The sequence below is a fragment of the Cohnella cholangitidis genome, from assembly GCF_014107495.1.
In the GTDB taxonomy this organism is placed as follows: domain Bacteria; phylum Bacillota; class Bacilli; order Paenibacillales; family Paenibacillaceae; genus Cohnella; species Cohnella cholangitidis.
Window position 1 is genome coordinate 2,325,354 of the sequence record NZ_CP041969.1, and the last position, 19,939, is coordinate 2,345,292.

The window sequence follows — 19,939 nt, forward strand, 5'->3', positions numbered from 1 at the left end:
AATCGGATTTAGAAAGCTTTAACCAGTTTCGGAGCTTCCGATACGATCTCTCCGTCTAAATATCGATCCACAATATCGTTGTCGAAAGTATTGTAAATTAACCTGAGATGCTGCGGCATCCAGTCCGCGGACATGAATAACTTTCCGCTGCTCTTCTGCGGTACCGCAACGATCGTCTGATTATTGCGAACAAGCTTCAAAATGCGGATCAAATCCTCCGCGACTTGCTTTACGGCATTGCAAGCCACGTCATGGATACCTTCTCCCCGACTAAGCATCGGTACGGAATGATGAATAATATCTCCTCCGTCCAGCTTCGAAGTTAGATGATGGACCGTCATTCCCGCCCAGTTCGGCTTCAGGAAATAAAATGGCCAGAACAGAGTCGTATTGCCTCTATACCATGGGGAAAGGCCTCCGTGGATGTTCCAGGCCCGTTCAGGCAAAACGGCCAGCATGTCGTCATTCAGTTTATGAATGCCATAACTAAGAACGGTATCCGGATTCATAGAGCTTACCCATTGAGCCGTCTCTTGGCTATTCAATTGATCTAACGTTACTTGTTTAATAGGAATTTTATTAAAATAATCGAGCTTAATAGCGCCAAATGAACGCTGCTCCGCATGATCACGATCTTGGAAATGCCGAATGAAATTATTTCCATCTATTTCCGGCCAGCTAGAAGAAGGACTCGGCACGAATTCCTCGCGCTTCTCGATCAACAATCCGTCGAGCAGTCCTTCGTCGTATAATCGCTTAGCGACATGCAAATGCCTAGGGTGTGAGCCGGTCATGAAAATCGTAGTCATATAGAAGCTCCCTTCTCAAAATACGGCCCATCTATTATCCCTTTTTCAGTTAATAGCTTAACGTAAGGGAGAAGCTTATCAATTCCGCAACGACACAGGTCGGCGATCTCGCTTAATGAATGCTCTCCGTCCGCATAGTTAAGAAAAGTCAAAGTTCGATTTAACTGAACACGATTATCTTCGATATGATTATTCGACCGTACAAACGTGGAAGAGGAGTTCATATCCGGGTATAAGCCGTGTTTATCGAGCTTAACCTCCCCGTAAGGAAAACGGTTAACATAATATCCTTCCGCTTCGTTGGCAAGGAGTATCTTTTCCAAGTCGTCCACGCTTTGCTGCAGCGCTTCAATCGTCATCGATTCCTTAGTATCCAAGGAATTGTGATAACCGGGGTATACCCCGTAAACCATACGCGACATCTGACCCACGGGTAAATTAAACCCTGGAGAACAATATTGGCGCTCGTCCGAACCGTGTTCAGGCGTAAAAATTCGCGAATTGCCTTCCAGAGAATCTTTGGCGATCATTTGTTTCCATATCCGATCAATTGGGTTGCGTCCAGAACGGGAGAACTTGTAGCTCAATATTTCATTTCCGCCTATACACGTCAGAACAAGTCCCGCATGCAAATTTCGCTTTAAGTGATCGCCGAAACGATGCAAGTACGCAATGCTTCCAATCGTTTCGGGTACAAAAACGAATCGATAAGTAAACCTGCGATGCTGCCATTGTGCTATCCGCTTGTATAAAAATGCCGCAACAAGCGGACCGCTCAGTTCATTATTGGCCAAGGAAGGATGGCAAATATAACTGCTGATAAGCACTTCGCGCTCGGACTTACCCGGCAAAACAACATGTCCATAGTTCATCTCGCCCTGAATAAACGAACTATCGATAAACGCTTCGTACTCCCCTTCCGGTAATGCTTCCAATACCTTATGAGGAATGCAGAACCCCCATCTTCGTTTGTAATAGGAAGTGACGTAGGGGATCGCTTCCGGAAGATGCGGAACCGTGTACAAGTGCTTCTTCAATTCTGCAAGGGACAACTTGGCGTGAACGGGTTCGCTATAATTAACGATGTGCAAATTCGAAATCTTAAAATCGGCGATCACGTTGCCTTGAGGATCTTTTAACCAAGCATCGCGGATAACCCACTCTTGCGGGACCTCCCAATCGAATACTTGAGTACCCGTCGGCACGGCAAGTTTCTCAAGCGGGAGATGTTCGGATAGCAGTGAAAGAGTTTCGCGGAGCCCTTCCCCTGTAATGCTTCGGCAGATCGGAAATAGTCGGTCGAATAATTGATTTATTTGCATGAATTCTTCATGTTTGTCCATATTCGTTCTAGAGCAGCTCCCAAGAAAGCGGAGTCCCTTTCTTAATATCTTCTTTCGCTGTTTTGCCTAGAATCCGCTCTAAGTACTTAGTCGGCAGACCAAGTCCCGGACGAATCGCCCGAACGTTCTGTTCGCTAAATATTTCCCCGGCCTTCATATTTTCAGCCACGTATAGCGAACGTCGATATTTCAAGGAATTTTTTTCGGCATCCGTTGCGCCATAAGAAATACGTCCGAGCGATTGCCATGCCCTTTCGGTTTCAACCGAGAGTGATTTAAATTCCTGCGGCTCCAATGAAAAGGTGGAATCGACTCCGCCGTCTGCCCTAGAGAGCGTAAAGTGCTTCTCGATTATTCTTGCGCCCAAGACTACGCTAGCAACGGCCGTTCCGACACCCATCGTATGATCGGACAGGCCTATCTGGCATTGAAAGAGCTGCTCCATATGAGGGATGGTCGCCAGATTCGAATTGACGGGGCTAGACGGATACGTGCTCGTGCATTTCAACAAGATAAGGCTTGTACAGCCCGCTTCTCGGGCAGTATTCACGGTTTCATGCAACTCCGCGACGGAAGCCATTCCCGTAGAAATAATAAGCGGCTTCCCTGTTGCCGCGGCTTTACGAATTAACGGTAAATCCGTATTCTCGAAAGATGCGATTTTATAGGCGGGAACCTCAAGCGATTCCAGAAACTCGACCGCGCTCGCGTCGAAGGGAGTACTGAAAGCCAGTATCCCTCTTTCCTTGCAGCGGTCGAAAATCGGCTTATGCCATTCCCAAGGGGTATAAGCTTCCTCGTACAGCTTATACAACGATGTTCCTTCCCATATATTATTCGAGTCGGAAATAAAGAAATCTCCTTCGTGCACATCCAATGTCATCGTACTTGCGGTATACGTCTGAAGCTTGAGCGCATCGGCTCCGGCATCGGCCGCAGCATCGACGATGGCCAATGCCCGCTCCAAGGATTGGTTATGATTGCCTGACATTTCGGCAATGAGAAAGGGCTTATGGCCTTTACCTATTAAACGGCCTGCAATCGCAATGTCTTGAATCAAATTAGATTTCCCCCAATAGAGCTTCTAAAACCCTGTTATATGCGGTTTCCGGCCGACTATCCATTAATGCGAGCCCGTTCATTCCCAACTTTATCAGATCTTGCGGTCTAGTAAGGGCTTTAAGTAATATATCGGCATAATGATCCGAATTTATTTGTTCATGCCACCCCATATTCCAAACGGATTCTGACAACTCGGCTAACCTCACACCCTCTATCTGGTTATCCGCCACGATGGTTACGGCGGAAGGCAATCCAAGGTAACAACGCTCCCACATGGCGACTCCGCCAGATCCTAACGCGAAATCCGCCCGAACGATAAATTCGTCCATATTTTCCACTTGAACGTGCAGTTCGATATTGGGTATCATTCCGCACCTCTGCTCTAACACGGCGCGGTTATTGTTAATTTGCCCTATAACGATATCAACTTTAATAAAAGCAAGGTCCATGCTTTGAAGCGCGTCCAAAGCTTTAGCCGTCTCGTTCGTCGGATCGCTCCCGCCAAAAAATACAAGAAGCCTGTTCATCTTGCCGTTTCTCGTCCTGAGCGTGCGTCTAGCTTCGTAAAAAGAAGGCTTTAGCAATAAATAGCGAGGCCCTAGAAGCTGGATGCACTTCTCCGGTACTAGCTCCCCATAACGATTCTTGGCGGGATCGCTGATATTCTGATCCAATAACATATCCCCTATATGAGGTCGGTTGGCTAAATCGTCGATGATCAGCATGCGGCCGACAAACGGTTTAACAACGCTTTCCCATTTCTTGTCTATGCCATAATGATCCACAATCAACCAATCCGGCGTCTCCGGGAAGTTAGCGATGATTTGTATGGTAAACTCGGCATCCCGCAACGTATCGCTTTGATCTGGCGAATTCTCCATCGGTAGTCGAAAAACGGCAAATCCTCTGGATTCGATATACCCGTCCATATTGCCTTCCGTCTCCCGACAGATAAATGAGACTTCGAAACCCTCGCGTTTCAAGCCATCGGCAATAACGAGACATCTCATTACGTGTCCCGTTCCAATGGCCAAAGAAGCATCTGCTCGAATGAAAGCTTTTCTAGCGATCATCATACCACCGGTTTCTGTTCGATATGTTTGTTTAACGCGGACACTTCCGGACTTCTAAGCAAGTAATCTACGACGTCGCTGGACAACGTATCTTTCCGGCCCGAAAATGCTTGGGCGACAGCTTGGCACAGAGCATAGTCCTCCTCGGTATCCAGAGTAATTCTAAGCTCGGAATGCTGCAAATTTTGCGGAACCTGAACAATCGTTCGGGTAAATTGATCCGAGAACTCATACGCATAATAAGTAACATGCTCGCGATGCCGCGGCTCGGATCCAATCTCGTATATTTTCTTCAATGCAGTGAACGCGACCATCTCGACAGCTAGTCCGCGAGGAAGACTACCTTCTAACACGACAATATCCGCCGGGCTGTCAGCCATCGCTTCAACAATGTGGCCGGCAAGACGATAATCGACGAAAGGACAGTCCGATGTTACGCGAATTACGTAATCCGGGGAATACAATAAAGAACACTCGTAGAAGCGCGAAAGAACATCCTCTTCGGAGCCTCTGAAGCAAGAAACCCTATGTTTGTCGCACCAGTTTTTTATTGGATCATCTGACGGCAACGTGGAGGTTGCAACGATCACTTCCGATACGCCCGTGATTAGCTTGCACCGATTTACGACGTAGTCCAACGCGCAACTATCTCCAAGAGGAAGCAATACTTTACCGGGAAGACGAGACGATCCCATTCTTGCTTGAATGATAACGATAGTTTTCACGAATAATTCTCCCTCGCCTCAACGGGTTTCGACGTCAACCTTATCCAAATTATCCAGTCTTGCACGTTTTAATATTTCCGTCCAATCCATAGCTTCGCGATAAATATCTTCCTCTATTAATTCTTGACCAATCTGCACTTCGATTAATTCCATGTCAGAATGCGCTTTAAGGGCATGCCGCGTGCCCGGTGTAATGTTAATAGTCGTGCCAGGGCTGACGGCTTGGAGTTTCCCCTCAATAACACATTCTCCATGTCCGGATATGACCGTCCAAATCTCCGCTCGATCATAGTGGATCTGATAACTCAGATTTTTATTCGCATGGATTCCAATGCGTTTAGTTAACACTTCGAAGCCGTTATCATTTTTCGTATAATCCAGTATTCGATACCATCCCCATAACCTTTCTTCATACATCGGTCTATGTTGAGTATCGCCTAACATCAATTTCAGCTTCGAACTAGCGGATTTATCCGCCACTAGTATTCCGTCAGGACTTACAGCTATTATCGCATTGGTTATTCCCATGATCGTAACGGGGATATCCAGCTCATTGATTAAGTGGGTATTGGTACTGTCGACACTTAGCTGTCCCTTTCCCATTATAGGCTTTTGAATTTCTTCCGTTAACGTATTCCACGTCCCCAGATCCTTCCACGAGCCCTCGTGTGGGATGACGACAACCTTGGAAGTTTGCTCTACTACTTCATAGTCGAAGCTGATCTTGGATAGCTCCCGATAATGCTCGGACATCCAATGATAATCAAGTTTATATTGTTTCTGTTCTAATATATTAAGTAAAAATCGTAAACGAAAGGCAAATACTCCGCAATTCCATAAGGCTTGCTTAGCGATTAGTTCCGTTGCCTTCGATTCGACCGGTTTTTCCACGAAACAATTAACTCTCTTATATCCATAGCTTAACTCATCCTCACACGGCACAATATATCCATATTTTTCCGAGGGGTAAGTAGGTGTTACGCCCATTAGCGCCAAATCCGCCTTTGATTTATTAAGGGCTTCTTCGAGTTGAATTATCTTTTGAAAATACGAGAGATCGACATAGGGATCCACGGGCAAGACGCAAACCGTCTCGTCAGGATCGACATTTTCGATATCGCTCAAGTAAACGGCAGCCAATGCAATGGCAGGAAAAGTATCGCGGCGTTCCGGTTCCAAAATGATTGGAATTTCGTCGCCTAGTTGGCTTTTCAACATATCCGTTTGCGATCTATTAGCCGTAATATAAGAAAACTTATCTAATCCTAATGTACTCAGTTGTCTCCACACGCGCTGAACCATGGATTCCATTTCGCCTAGACCATTATCCAGCACTTTGAGAAACTGTTTTGATCTGGCATCGTTAGATAACGGCCAAAGGCGTTTACCCGATCCACCAGACAACAGAATAAGCTTCATATATTTCCCATCCCGTTTCTTAATACCCAATCATAGGTTTGGCGGATACCTATCTCTAACTTCGTTGTAGCGTGCCAACCCAATCGATTAATGGATGAAACGTCCAGCAGCTTCCGTGGCGTTCCGTCGGGCTTGTCTGCATTAAATTTAATATCGCCCAAGTAACCTACAACCTTCTTAATTGTATTGGCGAGTTCTTCGATAGACAGATCTTCGCCCGTTCCCACGTTCACGAAATTCCCGATATCTTTCCATTCGTATTTCTCCATCAAAAACACGCATGCGTCAGCTAAATCGTCTACATAGAGGAATTCCCTGCGAGGTTTACCCGTGCCCCATACTTCAACGAATGGCAAATTATCTCTCTTTGCTTCATGAAATTTCCTGAGCAGCGCCGGGAGAACATGAGAGTTGTTCAAATCGAAATTATCGTTAATCCCGTAAAGATTAGTCGGCATGACGGCAATAAAATTTGTTCCATACTGTCGATTATATGCTTCGCACATTTGCAGGCCAGCTATCTTGGCTATCGCGTATGGGGCATTAGTAGGTTCCAATTCGCCGGTCAGCAAGTATTGTTCCTTAATCGGCTGTTGCGCCAACTTGGGATAGATACAAGAACTCCCTAGAAACATCAGCTTCGAGACTCCCGATAAATAGGCCGAATGAATAACATGATTCTGTATCGCCAAGTTCTCATAAATAAATTCCGCTGGGAACGCGTTATTGGCATGGATTCCTCCAACTTTAGCGCCCGCCATAAATACGTATTCCGGCCGTTCGGTCTCAAAAAAAAGTTGCACGGCTACTTGATCAAGTAAATTTAATTGCTGTCTATTTCTCGTAATAATCCGTTCATATCCTGCGGATTCCAACTTTCTGCAGATTGCAGATCCTACCAAGCCTCTATGGCCGGCTACATAAATCGTTGATTGCTTATTCATACTCGTTGATCACCCTCACTCATAGAAGTTCCTAACGGGAAATCCTTCTCGTTGAATAATCAAATCTCTTTCCGCAATATGCAAGTCGGAAGACACCATCATTCGAACTAGCTCATGAAATCCTACTTTCGGTTTCCAACCGAGCTTGGCCTCTGCTTTCCTCGGGTCCCCTAGCAGTATATCTACTTCCGTCGGACGGAAATATTGCGGATCGATCTCGATGAGAACTTGCCCGGTGCGACTATGTATTCCTTTTTCGTTTACTCCGGTACCTTCCCACACGATAGGAATATCCAGCTCCATGAATGCGGAATTTACAAATTCGCGTACAGTACGGGTTTCACCCGTTGCAATAACAAAATCTTCCGGTTGGTCCTGTTGCAGCATTAGCCACATGGCCTCCGCGTAATCTCCGGCAAATCCCCAATCCCGCTTTGAGTCGATATTTCCTAGATATAGTTTCTGTTGAAGCCCTAACTTGATTCTTGCTGCGGCTCTTGTAATTTTACGGGTTACGAAAGTTTCGCCGCGAAGCGGCGACTCGTGATTAAACAATATTCCGTTGCATGCGTATAACCCGTACGCTTCCCGATAATTTACCGTTATCCAGTATCCGTAAATTTTAGCGGCCGCATAAGGGCTCCGAGGATAAAAAGGCGTTGTCTCGCTTTGGGGCGTTTCCAGTACCTTGCCGTAAAGCTCGCTTGTCGAAGCCTGATAGAACTTTACGCTGTCTGTTAACCCTAGAATTCGTATTGCTTCTAATAAACGAAGCGTACCCATTGCATCGGAATTAGCAGTATACTCCGGAGTCTCGAAGGATACTTTGACGTGGCTTTGCGCTGCAAGATTATAGATTTCGTCCGGCTGAACTTCTTGGATAATTCTAATTAGGTTCGTTGAATCCGTCATATCTCCGTAATGAAGAAAGAAATTCACGTTCTCTTCATGACGATCCTGGTAAAGATGGTCGATTCGCTCTGTATTAAACGAGGATGCCCTTCTCTTAATTCCGTGTACCTCGTACCCCTTTTTTAAAAGAAATTCAGACAAATACGCTCCATCTTGACCCGTAACACCAGTAATCAGAGCTTTCTTTTTCATAAACAGCCTCCATTTCTCCCTGAGAGATCATACGCTAGATTAATTGCTTCCAAGATAAGACAATCAAATGTTTGCCGTATTTGTTCTCTAGATCTTTAATGACAAATTGATCATTGTTACTCTCCAACGAAACGATTACCGCATCTATCGAGCTATGATTATCGCTAAGCCAATCGGTTGGAACGACGCGTATCCCGTTAATTTCTTTGTCGTGCATGTACTTATTGTTATCGATAAAGGCTTTAACTTCAATGCCTTCTATTTTCGCATCTTTAAGAAGGTAATGTGCCGTATTCATCGTTCCGAAGATAGCAATTCTTTGAATCTTGCGATCCTTTAACCCCGCCGTTATTCCTTTATTCTCCTGAAGGATCGATTCGAGCCAATGCCTGAACAACGCGTTGTTTCTTATTTCCGTTGCCGAGAGATCCACGTTACGGTCAAAATGCTTGAAAATTAATTGCTCCGTCTCACGCATTCCGATAATTCTCGTTTTGTAATGGGTGGATAACCCCCCTAATCGAAACACGGCAATGGTCTCGTCTATATAAATCATTCTTTCTTTCTCATTTAAATACAGCTTTGAAATAAAATCGAAATCGCTTGAACTTCTATAATTCAGATCGAAATGTCCGTATCTATTAAACATTTCCCGCTTGACGAATAGCGCTTGATGCGGCGGCATATATCCTTGGATAAAATCGTTTGCATTGAATTCTCTACCATAAACTTGTTCAATTCCAAATACAGGTTCTACGCGAAGGATATTGCCGTAGATCGCATTGATTTCGGGACTCTCGTTTATTGTAGCCGCTATTCTTTCTATAGTTGTTTCATTATATAAATAATCATCGGCATTTAAGAAGTAGACAAAATCACCGGTAGCGGCACGTACCCCTTTGTTAAAAGCGTCATAGACGCCCGAATCCTTCTCGGAAATCATCTTAGCGATAGAAGATTCGTAACGCTCTACGATCTCCATTGTCCGATCGGTGGATCCTCCATCGACTATAATATATTCAATATTAGGATAAGTCTGTCGAGCAACGCTCTTCAACGTAGATTCAATAGTTTGCTCACCGTTGAACACGGCTGTGATAATGGTAATGACAGGACTACTCATCAAATCCTCCCGGTTCATAAAATTAAAGCCCCGTGCTCGATACGAACCGGGACGCTCTAATCTATTGTATTTTCAATGAACTGCATGTATAGCGTTGCGTTATTCGTTTTTAAGTGCCGATTCTATGAAAGGAATATCTTGATCTTGCTCATATTTCACTTGATTATTTCGTTGCCAGTGCCAGGCATCGGCGCACATCTCTTCAATCCCTTTCGCCGCAACCCAATTTAATTGTTCTCTTGCCTTGGATGTATCAGCATAGCATATCGCGATGTCGCCCGGTCTTCTGCTTACGATTTTGTACGGGATTTTTAATCCCGATACCTTTTCAAAAGCACTCACGACCTCCAAGACGCTGTAACCTCTACCCGTTCCGAGATTAAAAACGTCTACTCCGGTTTTGGTCATTACTCGTTCAATCGCCTTCAAATGTCCGTTCGCTAAATCTACAATATGGATGTAATCTCTAACTCCGGTACCGTCGGGCGTGGGATAATCTCCGCCGTAGATTAGTAGTTCCTCTAATGCCCCTGAAGCGACTCCGGTAATGTAGGGCATTAGATTCGCCGGAGTTTGACTTGGGTTGTCGCCAATTCGTCCGCTAGGGTGAGCGCCGATCGGATTGAAATATCTTAATAGTGAAATACTCCATTCCGGATCAGATACGTAGAGATCCTGCAATATCTCTTCCATCATCCATTTCGTACGACCATAAGGGTTCGAGGGGCCTAACTGGCATTCCTCGGATATGGGTTTGCCTTCGCTCGCGCTGTAAACGGCAGCCGAAGAACTGAAGACCAGATTCTTCACGTTGTATTTCCGCATCAACTGACATAACAGCAACGTTCCGTTTATATTATTATAGTAATACTCCAGCGGGAACCCAACGGATTCTCCCACCGATTTATATCCGGCAAAATGAATCACGGCATCGATTTTTTCTTTCTTAAAAACGAGCTCCAAAGAATAATCGTCCAAAAGATCTATTTCGTAAAAAGGAAATTCCCTCCCTGTAATTTCCCTTATCCGATGTATGGAGTCGATCTTGCTATTCTTCAAATTATCTACCACGACAATCTCTATTCCATGATTCAATAAGGCCACGCATGTATGACTACCTATGTATCCAGCGCCACCGGTTATGAGGATCTTCATCGAACAAGCCTCCTTTAATAAGGACGATACAATCTAAGCACCTCTGTCGTACAAATTTTTTTCAAGTTCGCGTATATTTCGTCCTCGAAGCTTGCCGAAGATATAAGGATGCTATCTATTTCTAGATGAGTAAGGTCGCCGATATGGTATATCGGAATTCCCCTGACAGTTTTTCCTTTTAGTTTACGGTCTTGATCGATTATCCCCTTAAACTCAATACGGCCTTCCAGCTCATCAAGCAACTCCTGCGTATGTCCGCCTGCGCCATATATATATGTAAGCCGTTGGGAATGACCTCGTAACAGCCATTCCGCATAACTAACTAAAGATCTGCTTGCCAATTCGACGTTATACCTGCTCTGTTTGTCGATGGCCGTTTGAATCGATTGCCCTTTGGCGATCCTATCCTTATTTCGATTAAAGAACTGCCCTTGAAATACGATAGAGCCTAAATGTTCTGTGGATACGCGTACCAAGTTCCGTTCAACAACCGTATCAATATGAAATGACCTATGAAAACCGGCTCCATTGTTGCGCTTCAAGCCAAGGTTTGTCCATATGAAATCCTGATTGCTTAAGTTATATAATATAGACGGAAGTAGATCAGGGTTAATCTGTACCTCAGGACTGATTGGCCAAATAAGATCGGTATCCTCAATCTTAACGTTCATCATTTGATTCTCTGTTAGGAATTCCACCGCGAACCGATCTTCAAAGTTCAGAGGAAGCTTCATTAGCGGATTTCCTATGCGGTCGCATGAATCAACCTGAGAATAATAAATCAACAATCTACGCTTCTTTGTTGTTTCCGTGAGGGAAGCGCTACTTCTTGAAGGCTTTGCAATCTTTAAGGGGGTGAAAGGGAACTCGAGCGTAGCGTCATCGTATACTTTCTCATAGGCTTCGGCCATTTTCCTTAACGAGAATAAATCGCTAGCCCTATTCCTCGAATTTCTTGAAAACAGAACTTGTCTCTCCCGGTCTTCAATTAGTGAAGATACCAAATCTATCATTTGCGAGACGTCATGGGTAGCTGCAATGTAACCATCAACGCCGTCTCTTACTAATTCGGGAATTCCCCCCGTGCCGAAGGAAACGATAGGGATCCCCATCGACATCGCTTCCAAGATGACTAGCGGACAATTATCCGCAACAGAGGTATATAAAAAGAGATCCAATATGGAATAAAGATCCCTTAACTCCTGCGCTGAAGAAATGTATCCCGTGTTAATCATTTTACCGCGCTTACTCTCCCCGGTGGCACCAATATTAAGGAAGTAGAATTCGTCATACTTCTCTTCGCAATATTGTATGACCCTCTCCGCATAAGCCCCGCCCTTATATGGATTAGATAAGCCGCCATGAGCGCTGAGTCCGATAACGATAGCCTGTTCCCCGATGCCGTACCGATCGCGTATTTCTTTTCTCAGGGATTTGGTTAGTTCCGGATTGAAGAACTCTGTATCAATACCGTTGTAAATCAAATGAGTCTTATATTGCGAAAGAATGCTGGATTCTACTTTCGCTTTTAACCATTGGGAAGGAACCACGATTTGCAAGGGAGTTTGTTCGTACATCCGCTTTTTCTCTTTCCATAGCAAATGGGCCGAGTCAACCTGTATTTTCGGATACGTATTTAAATCCGGGCAACCGTCGCAGCCTGATTTCCATTTCTCGCATAGAAAGGAGTGCGCGCAATGCCCCGTTAAGGCATGCATATCATGCAGCGTCCAGACCGTAGGCTTGCTGCTTGCCAACTTCCGCAACGACAGGGGGTGAAAATAGTAACTGTGCAGGTTGTGCAAGTGCAGGACGTCCGCTTCCTCCACTAACTGGTTATGGATGAGCTCGTAGCTGCCCTCAAACTCATAATCCAATAACCCTTGTTGTTGCAAATTCGTCGCTTCGAGTTCGTTTCTTCGGATATCGAAAGGAAATGAGTACGGATATGAGCTTTGTTTGAACCCGACAAGCATGGATGCCCTAATAGAGTCGGAATTTTGGCGAAACATGAGTGACTGGGCGACTTTAGCCGCTCCGCCAAGACTATCGTTTGTGTTAATATGGACAATTTTTCTCACAAGCTCTTTTTCCATCTCGCGCCAATCTGCCTCCTATTCAAACTGACTCTTCCAGATAAGTATATTATCCTCAAGCAGTTGAATGGACGTATTGAACGGGTTAATTATACGCTCCGTTAACTGTTCTATCTGACTACGCGACAACACATTCAAATGGCTATCTTTTCCGATTTCCGCAGCTCTGTTATCGACGGAAATAATAAGGCTTCTGCGTTTATGCTGTAATGCTCGGATACCGGCGTGAAGCCTTGTCCCTACATAATCCAAAGATAAATCGCTCGCCAGCAAGGAATTAAACTTCTCTACCTGAGGCGGAATAATCGTAAACTCATTTAATGAATCGCCTAGAACCTTTTCTAAATACGGTAAATCTCTTTTAGATTGCAACCATATGAATACTTTTTTATAGTTTTCTAATAGGTTAAGCAACATTTCTTTATCTCTTGCTTTGTCCGCATGATAATCCGTAACGGTAGTAACCACATGGTCCGCTTGGGCTGTAGGAATCTGCTCGCAATGCGCGTTGGTTAAGGACCACATTGTCGGGCATCCTGTATTTACAACATTCTGGATCCCGATTTCATTGAGCTTTGTCCGGGTATAGCTATCTCTTACAGAATGGATCTTATCTTTCGAGAGAACCGACTTAAATAAATTGCTAGTGTATTCATTCGGAGCGTCTTGATACTGCCACCATCCTACTCCGAACAAGACGATATCATTCACGTTATTCGCATAGTCCTGATTGATCTTCCACTGATTATACTGATCCATATTAGAAGATAGCAGATTTGTTCCGCAAACGAGGGACACTTGGGAATCGCGCATTTGTCGGTAACTTACTTCCGTTACGTATTCATGCGTTGGAATCGGGATAAAGTAAGCATTTGGAAAAATAGACGCAGCCACCTGCTGACACGCATCCATAATAATCCGGTCACCGCAGTTCAATGACAAGATTGAAGTATCCAATAACGCGACCTGTTGCATAATGCTTCCTCCTGAACTCAATTAGGTTGCTTTGGTCTTAGTTTTTAGTAATACCCAAGAACCGGTCGATCGTCCTCTTAAGACCCGCATTCTCATTTAAGTCGAAGTAATTGCCCTTGAATCTTTCCGTACTCTCTTCCTCTAACACGGACACAAACGGAAATTCGTATGTTTCATAAAACAAATACCAATACAAATATTTTCGGATGCTCTCGTTGGGAATCTTCGAATGGCTTGAGACGATTAACTCGTAATTATCGATCAATCGGTAATAATCTTCTTTGGAATTCGCAACGATATTAATGGCTTCATTGCGAAATAGTCCTCTTCCGCTTAAAATCGTCGGGACATCGAGATACGGAAGCTCAAGGCCTAAAAACCCGTTATACACTAGCGCGACGTCGACATGCTTCTTTACGAACTCATATGTGTTAAGGCGTTCTTTGGCCGATATTAACAGGACGTTATCGATCGAATCGATATCTTCGATTGCATTCCGAAGCACATCCTCTACCTTACGAACTCCTTTATACAGGGTATCCTCGGCAGGATGCATCCGAACAATGAGCTTCTCCGATTTATTTCTGAAATATTCTATCGTTTGAATAAGCCAATCGGTCACGCTCTCAAATACGACATCTCGTTCCTCTTCCGCTCCATCCCAGACAATATTCGGAAATGCGCAGAAAACCTTCTCCCCTGAAGCAAACGACTGTATTCTATCATCGAATTCAGCCTGGACCTTGCCTACTTCGCGGTAGTAGTAGGAAGTATCATGAATCTTAAACTGCAGGCGATCGCTCATATACTTATCCACCATCTCCGATTGAGCTGGCTCAAATACAAGTTTGGAGAAATTGTTCCAAGATTGCCCTTCATCGGCAAACTGAAGCGCCCTATCGCTTATGCAGTATAGATTGTTCTGATGCGCGCTAACACCATATACAACTGATTCAACGTTTTTTTCTGCCATTAAATCATAACAAGGGCCCCATGTCGTATAGATAGCATGTGTTGTCAGGAAGATATCGGGTTGAGCTACCCGATATAGATGTAAACCGACGCGTCTACTTAATGCAGCCTCTTCGAATGCCAGTTCCATAAAACGTTTCGTGATCGAATCGTTGTAATCCAGTTTGTCCGTTTGCATATATCTTTTAGTAAAGCTAAATACATGTTTACTCGTTATTTCGGATACCGTCGCTTCACCTCTAACATCGTCATATCGATCTTCTATGCTTGAATAAGGTATCCATACTATGTTTTCGTGACGGAACATTTCCATAACCGTAAACTGATCAATTTCATTCAATAGTCTATGTAGAACGCTCTCTCTAGAATCGGAACGATAGTTCTCGTAGGTTAACATTTCTTTGGAAAAGTCCCAAAACTTCGAAAAAAACTTGGTTGGTTTCATAAAATCGTCATAAGCGAAATAAATCTTCGCTCCTAATGAGGCCATGATGTACGCTGCAATGGTTTCGGGCTTGTAGAACAAGTCATAGGAGTTCAATGCGATACTCTTTCCTGAATATTGTGTGTCGAAAGATTGTCCCCACAATTCACACAATAGATTGAACTGGGACGTTATTCTACCATGAATAGTATTTCCATATAATAGAATCCACTTCTTCTCGAGATCGTAAACGGAAAAACCGATTTCACGCAACCTATAATCCAATTTTTCGAATGAAAGTCTTTTTATCGCTTCGAATCGATTCGACAAGTTCTCATTATGATCGATTTGACACATTTTGAAGAAATACAACAATTGGCTATAGGAGATAACCTCTGCGCCTTTTATGTTCAACCGATCGATTTGTTCGCTTATTTCGGCTATGTAACTGCTCAATATCACAATGCATACATTGGATTCTTCGGTTAGTTTTTCTGGGATATACACTTTTTTATCTATGAAAGTAGTTCCAGCCATCTCTCGATTTCCGGATATATAGTAGCATACTTGCTTATCGTAAAACTCACCGCCATCGATCTGTCCGATCTCCTCAACGGTTCTTTTCGCCAGCGAGCCAGTGCCCCAAAACACGAATCGTTTCCCAAAAATTCCGAAGTCCGACACCCTATCTCCCCCGCCAACTCTAACTGTATGTAAGCAACACCGGTCTTAATTCTCTCCAAGTAAAATGCGGTGTTTCACCCGTATTTGCATTAATGATCAATAAATTTTTATTCGCATCCATATAATTAGGAAGCAGCTCTGAAGCACGAAATAGATATTTTTTCGCTTCGGCGGAATTCTTCAAGGATAAGTAGCAAGCCCCAAGGTTATTAAGTATTTCACAACGCTTGGAATCAATGGCCAATGCTTTTTGGAACGTTAGGATAGCTTTCTTAAACTCTCTCTGATGTACTTCGTACATCCCTTTAAATAAATAACCGGATATGGAATCAGGTTGAATATTCAGAAGTTTCGAGATCATATCATATCCGAGTTCCCATCTCTCAAGTCGATACATGACAGAAACATAATCGACGATATTTTTCTCCTCTGGTAGTTTTCTTTTACTAATAGCCTCTTGTAAAAACGAAGCGTCGTATTTTTCGAGTACTCTTCTCTCACCGGCCGTAACACTCTCGATTGTACTGGAAGCATTATTATTATGCCTTCTAATTAAAACTAGAGGATCATCATGATATAAGAATCCCCCTCTAACCGCCAATCGAAGCCATAGATCCCAGTCTTCACAATGAGTTAGTTTCTCGTCAAAGCCGCCAACGGCTAGTATCGCTTCCTTATCCACGATAGTTCCAGATAAATACACATAATTCCGCACAATCTCATAACCTAATATTTCCTCAGGCGAGACTTGTTTGAATCGAAATACACCCTCTAAAACTTCTCCTTGCTCATTCATCTGCTGAAATGCGCTATGAGATAGAACCCAGCGTTGTCTGAATTGTACGTTTTCCCATAATTCAACATGAGATTGCGTCAGTCGATTATGGGCAAGATCGTCCGCATCCATAAATAATATAGCCTCGCCGCTGGACTCCCTGATGCCCCTATTTCTAGAATAGGACACCCCACTATTGCGGTCGTTGATAATATGGCTCGTTTTTATCCTGCTATTAGCAATAAACGTATCCACGATCTCGGCGGAACGATCCGTACTGCAATCATTAACCACAATGATCTCATGCAGCGGATAGATTTGGCGTTCCAAGTGCTTAAGCGTGTCTAATATATATTTCTCGCCGTTATAGAGGGGGACAATAGCCGATATTTTCATTCGTTGTCTCCTATTCTAAATGCCTCTAGCTCAATTCGACTCATATTAAGTTCTCGTATTTTAACCATTCCAAAAGCTTTGCTTTACTGATGAGTTCATTCGAGGAATACTTCATTTTATCTGACAACCAACTTTCGGTAACATAACTGTTTTTGCTAATAGAGTGACCATAAATAGGAGGAATAATGTACATAAAATCCGTCTCGATTACATTGTTCTGTTCATCCATGGTCATCAACTCTTCATCCAGCTTCTCGCCTGGACGAAGTCCGATTTCTTTAACCTCCACATCTCCATGATAAGAGGTATCCTTTGATAATTGTTCGATCATCACTGCGGTAAGATCAGCCAATCTGACTACCGGCATCTTTAATACAAACACTTCTCCGCCCTTGGATATTCCGTTCGCTTCCATAAGCAAGCTGATCGCCTGTTGCGGAGTCATCATATATCGCGTCATTCTCATATCCGTTATCGTAACTTTTCGTTGCTCTAGAATTTGTTTTTTGAACAAAGGAATGACGGATCCTCTTGAGCCCATAACATTCCCAAACCTAACGGATGCAAAGGAAGTAACTTTAGAGCCCTTCTGATAACCTGCCGCAGAGATAAGCCGTTCGGCCGTCAGCTTGGTGGCTCCATATGTATTGGAAGGTGAGACTGCTTTATCCGTGCTAGTGAAAAGCACTTTTTTGACTCCTGCTTGAATCGCGGATTGTATCACGTTCTGGGTACCGATTACATTAGTCTGCACAGCCTCAAATGGGTTATATTCACAGAAAGGCACGTGCTTCATAGCCGCGAGATGAAATACATAATCGATATCTTCCATCGCTCTGGCTAATCTCTGTTGATCACGAACGTCGCCAATGAGGAATCTAAGTTTATCAGCATGTTCCTGGAATTCCAGTCCCATTTCGTATTGCTTATATTCATCCCTGCTAAATATTCGAATGACCTTTGGGTTCTCTTGCAACAATCGCTTTGTCAAATGATATCCAATTGTTCCCGTTCCGCCAACGATCAGTACCTTCTTGTCTGTATAGATTCCCATGGCTTATCTATCCTCTTCCATTCAGTTTCTCAGATAGATCTGTTATACAGGTATCCATAAGAGGAACAAGTTTTTGAAGCCCCTCTACCAGCGGACTAATGCACGCCATTAACTTCGCCTTTTTACGCTCCAAATTAGCTTCATTAAACATATCGCCCCAGTACCGTTCCGTATGCGTTCTCTCTGCCGTTAACAAAAAAGAAAAAATCTTCGCGTAGATCGGATGCTCGATCACTTCCGTCCAGAGCGGCTCGAACTGTTGCAGCCAAGCTTGGACATCGCTCGGATTCCGCTTAATGTGCTCGTCGAGCGCTTTTAATTGCTTCTTCAAATGCAACAGCTCTAGTTGAGTCTGCTTAATTTTCTCTGTAACTTTTATAATTCTTCCTTCTGGATACGCGGACAATGAATGTACGACTTTATCCTTGAACCATCCTTCTTGGAACGTCAAATGTTGGTATTCTTCTCTTAAACGTTCAAGGGACTTATTAGATGTATGTTCGATTACGGCTCCAACCGGTGATGCATTATAAAATGAGATGGAGGGGAAGGCTTCAACTACGGCTTCGACATCTCTTTTTAGATTTAACATGGAGTGATTCGTTCTGTTCTGTCCACCTGATATATTTGTAACCGTAAGACTTGCGCTTTCGACTTCTTTTGTTTCCCATCTGTTGACTTGATGGCCGATGCCGTCCGCATACATGCGATCTCCAGGATAAGAGAAATCTTGACCGATAAATGAAATGTCAGAAAAGCCAAGAAGCGCAGCTACTTGAATGCACGTCCCTGTAACGGACGAAGTCGAAGCAAGAACGCCGTCTTCCCGCGTTAAATCCATAAAGTAATGCGAGATGACATCCATATCGAAAAATCCATGCATCAAATACGGCGAACGGTCATCTCGAATGGCCGAATATTTGATACTCGGAATATAGATGAAAGGGATATGCCCGACTTCGAGGTTAGCAAAAACACGTTGGTTAGGCTCCCCGCCATCCATCGAAACAATTAAGTGCGGCTCTATCCCGTGATGCAACAGTCCTTGAACACTAGAACCGGCCGCGATGATAAAGGCGTGTTTCCTGACTTCCCGTAATTTTTCCGCTTCCAAGCCCAAGGAAGGGCCGGAACCTACAATGATAGCCGGCAATCCTTTGCACGAATCCTTCAAAGGGAAAAAGCTGGGAGTTCTTAGATTTCTCTCCATATTCAGAATTAAGTTTTCTAACCATTCCGCTTTGTAATGGGAGATAGTTCTCATGTCCGTACCGTAACTCAGCGCCAGCTTCGGAATTAAATCCGCCAGCAGCCCAGGTAAATTCGGTACCAGCTTCTTGCAATACGGTAGAACAAAAAATCCGAATTGGCCTTTCAAAGTCTTATACATCCCTATTAATAATTCTACAAGAATAGCTTCTTCATCGCCTAGGGCAAACATGGCAATCTGCCGGTTCCCGAGAATCGGCCTTAAATCAACGGTTTCAATAGCCGCTAGGAAAACATCTATATCGGGCTCGTAGATATATAACCGGCTATCCGGAAACCGATTCATGAAAGCAGCCGCATGATAACCCATTCCAAATCCGGCCATTAATATGTCATTCGAACGCGGAGCGCTATCATCTACCGACTCCACCCAACGATTGGCCTCGAGTTCAGGATCATACTTGCTATATATATGATAGCCTGCGCCATTCTCTACCTGGACGTGCAAGTTTGGTTGACCGTTCTTAGCCGGATCTACGGAGAAGCGGCCGTTGTTGTACGTTCGGTTTCTTACCAGCTTATAAATTTCCGGGTACT

Annotated in this window: 16 protein-coding genes; all 16 read right to left on the bottom strand. The window is 44.0% G+C overall.

Annotated features, from left to right (window positions below; genetic code table 11):
• Positions 1-8: 8 nt before the first annotated feature.
• Positions 9-809: a formyltransferase family protein gene (locus FPL14_RS11090; protein WP_182302998.1), complete on the bottom strand. Its 801-nt coding sequence runs from the start codon at positions 807-809 to the stop codon at positions 9-11.
• Entirely contained in the window at positions 806-2,131 is a 1,326-nt protein-coding gene (locus FPL14_RS11095; RefSeq protein WP_220471234.1) for a DUF4910 domain-containing protein, read from the bottom strand. Before FPL14_RS11095 ends, FPL14_RS11090 begins: the two co-directional genes overlap by 4 nt.
• A 28-nt stretch (positions 2,132-2,159) precedes the next feature.
• Entirely contained in the window at positions 2,160-3,212 is a 1,053-nt protein-coding gene (gene pseI, locus FPL14_RS11100) for a pseudaminic acid synthase (protein WP_182302999.1), read from the bottom strand.
• A gap of 1 nt (position 3,213) precedes the next feature.
• Positions 3,214-4,290, bottom strand: a complete 1,077-nt coding sequence (pseG, locus tag FPL14_RS11105; protein ID WP_182303000.1) for a UDP-2,4-diacetamido-2,4,6-trideoxy-beta-L-altropyranose hydrolase — start codon at positions 4,288-4,290, stop codon at positions 3,214-3,216.
• Positions 4,287-5,012 (bottom strand): cytidylyltransferase domain-containing protein, encoded by a 726-nt coding sequence (locus FPL14_RS11110; protein ID WP_182303001.1) that lies wholly within the window; start codon positions 5,010-5,012, stop codon positions 4,287-4,289. Before FPL14_RS11110 ends, pseG begins: the two co-directional genes overlap by 4 nt.
• Positions 5,013-5,030: 18 nt before the next feature.
• Complete coding sequence (locus FPL14_RS11115; RefSeq protein WP_182303002.1) at positions 5,031-6,431, bottom strand: sugar phosphate nucleotidyltransferase; 1,401 nt, start codon at positions 6,429-6,431, stop codon at positions 5,031-5,033.
• Positions 6,428-7,375, bottom strand: coding sequence for a GDP-L-fucose synthase family protein (locus tag FPL14_RS11120; RefSeq protein WP_182303003.1), 948 nt, complete (start codon positions 7,373-7,375; stop codon positions 6,428-6,430). Before FPL14_RS11120 ends, FPL14_RS11115 begins: the two co-directional genes overlap by 4 nt.
• A 15-nt stretch (positions 7,376-7,390) precedes the next feature.
• The gene (gene gmd / locus FPL14_RS11125) at positions 7,391-8,479 is read right to left on the bottom strand and encodes a GDP-mannose 4,6-dehydratase (protein ID WP_182303004.1); all 1,089 of its coding nucleotides are present in this window, start codon (positions 8,477-8,479) and stop codon (positions 7,391-7,393) included.
• A 34-nt stretch (positions 8,480-8,513) separates the two neighbouring features.
• Positions 8,514-9,602: a glycosyltransferase family 2 protein gene (locus FPL14_RS11130; protein ID WP_182303005.1), complete on the bottom strand. Its 1,089-nt coding sequence runs from the start codon at positions 9,600-9,602 to the stop codon at positions 8,514-8,516.
• 99 nt (positions 9,603-9,701) lie between these two features.
• The gene (gene galE / locus FPL14_RS11135; RefSeq protein ID WP_182303006.1) at positions 9,702-10,757 is read right to left on the bottom strand and encodes a UDP-glucose 4-epimerase GalE; all 1,056 of its coding nucleotides are present in this window, start codon (positions 10,755-10,757) and stop codon (positions 9,702-9,704) included.
• 14 nt (positions 10,758-10,771) lie between these two features.
• Entirely contained in the window at positions 10,772-12,853 is a 2,082-nt protein-coding gene (locus FPL14_RS11140; RefSeq protein WP_182303007.1) for a glycosyltransferase, read from the bottom strand.
• Between the two features lie 18 nt (positions 12,854-12,871).
• On the bottom strand, positions 12,872-13,828 hold the full coding sequence (locus FPL14_RS11145; RefSeq protein ID WP_182303008.1) for a polysaccharide pyruvyl transferase family protein: 957 nt from the start codon (positions 13,826-13,828) through the stop codon (positions 12,872-12,874).
• Positions 13,829-13,865: 37 nt separating this feature from the next.
• On the bottom strand, positions 13,866-15,908 hold the full coding sequence (locus tag FPL14_RS11150) for a hypothetical protein (RefSeq protein WP_182303009.1): 2,043 nt from the start codon (positions 15,906-15,908) through the stop codon (positions 13,866-13,868).
• 19 nt (positions 15,909-15,927) lie between these two features.
• Positions 15,928-17,079, bottom strand: a complete 1,152-nt coding sequence (locus FPL14_RS11155; RefSeq protein ID WP_182303010.1) for a glycosyltransferase family A protein — start codon at positions 17,077-17,079, stop codon at positions 15,928-15,930.
• A 40-nt stretch (positions 17,080-17,119) separates the two neighbouring features.
• On the bottom strand, positions 17,120-18,133 hold the full coding sequence (locus tag FPL14_RS11160) for a UDP-N-acetylglucosamine 4,6-dehydratase family protein (RefSeq protein ID WP_182303011.1): 1,014 nt from the start codon (positions 18,131-18,133) through the stop codon (positions 17,120-17,122).
• A gap of 7 nt (positions 18,134-18,140) precedes the next feature.
• Positions 18,141-19,727, bottom strand: a complete 1,587-nt coding sequence (locus FPL14_RS11165; protein ID WP_182303012.1) for a motility associated factor glycosyltransferase family protein — start codon at positions 19,725-19,727, stop codon at positions 18,141-18,143.
• Positions 19,728-19,939 lie beyond the last annotated feature (212 nt).

Excerpts from the sequence above, each read along its gene's own strand:
- FPL14_RS11155 (WP_182303010.1), bottom strand. The coding sequence starts at position 17,079 with ATGAAAATATCGGCTATTGTCCCCCTCTATAACGGCGAGAAATATATA.
- FPL14_RS11140 (WP_182303007.1), bottom strand. The coding sequence starts at position 12,853 with ATGGAAAAAGAGCTTGTGAGAAAAATTGTCCATATTAACACAAACGAT.
- FPL14_RS11095 (WP_220471234.1), bottom strand. The coding sequence starts at position 2,131 with ATGCAAATAAATCAATTATTCGACCGACTATTTCCGATCTGCCGAAGC.
- FPL14_RS11115 (WP_182303002.1), bottom strand. The coding sequence starts at position 6,431 with ATGAAGCTTATTCTGTTGTCTGGTGGATCGGGTAAACGCCTTTGGCCG.
- gmd (WP_182303004.1), bottom strand. The coding sequence starts at position 8,479 with ATGAAAAAGAAAGCTCTGATTACTGGTGTTACGGGTCAAGATGGAGCG.
- galE (WP_182303006.1), bottom strand. The coding sequence starts at position 10,757 with ATGAAGATCCTCATAACCGGTGGCGCTGGATACATAGGTAGTCATACA.
- FPL14_RS11130 (WP_182303005.1), bottom strand. The coding sequence starts at position 9,602 with ATGAGTAGTCCTGTCATTACCATTATCACAGCCGTGTTCAACGGTGAG.
- pseG (WP_182303000.1), bottom strand. The coding sequence starts at position 4,290 with ATGATGATCGCTAGAAAAGCTTTCATTCGAGCAGATGCTTCTTTGGCC.
- FPL14_RS11090 (WP_182302998.1), bottom strand. The coding sequence starts at position 809 with ATGACTACGATTTTCATGACCGGCTCACACCCTAGGCATTTGCATGTC.
- FPL14_RS11120 (WP_182303003.1), bottom strand. The coding sequence starts at position 7,375 with ATGAATAAGCAATCAACGATTTATGTAGCCGGCCATAGAGGCTTGGTA.
- FPL14_RS11165 (WP_182303012.1), bottom strand. The coding sequence starts at position 19,727 with ATGGCCGGATTTGGAATGGGTTATCATGCGGCTGCTTTCATGAATCGG.
- FPL14_RS11145 (WP_182303008.1), bottom strand. The coding sequence starts at position 13,828 with ATGCAACAGGTCGCGTTATTGGATACTTCAATCTTGTCATTGAACTGC.
- FPL14_RS11160 (WP_182303011.1), bottom strand. The coding sequence starts at position 18,133 with ATGGGAATCTATACAGACAAGAAGGTACTGATCGTTGGCGGAACGGGA.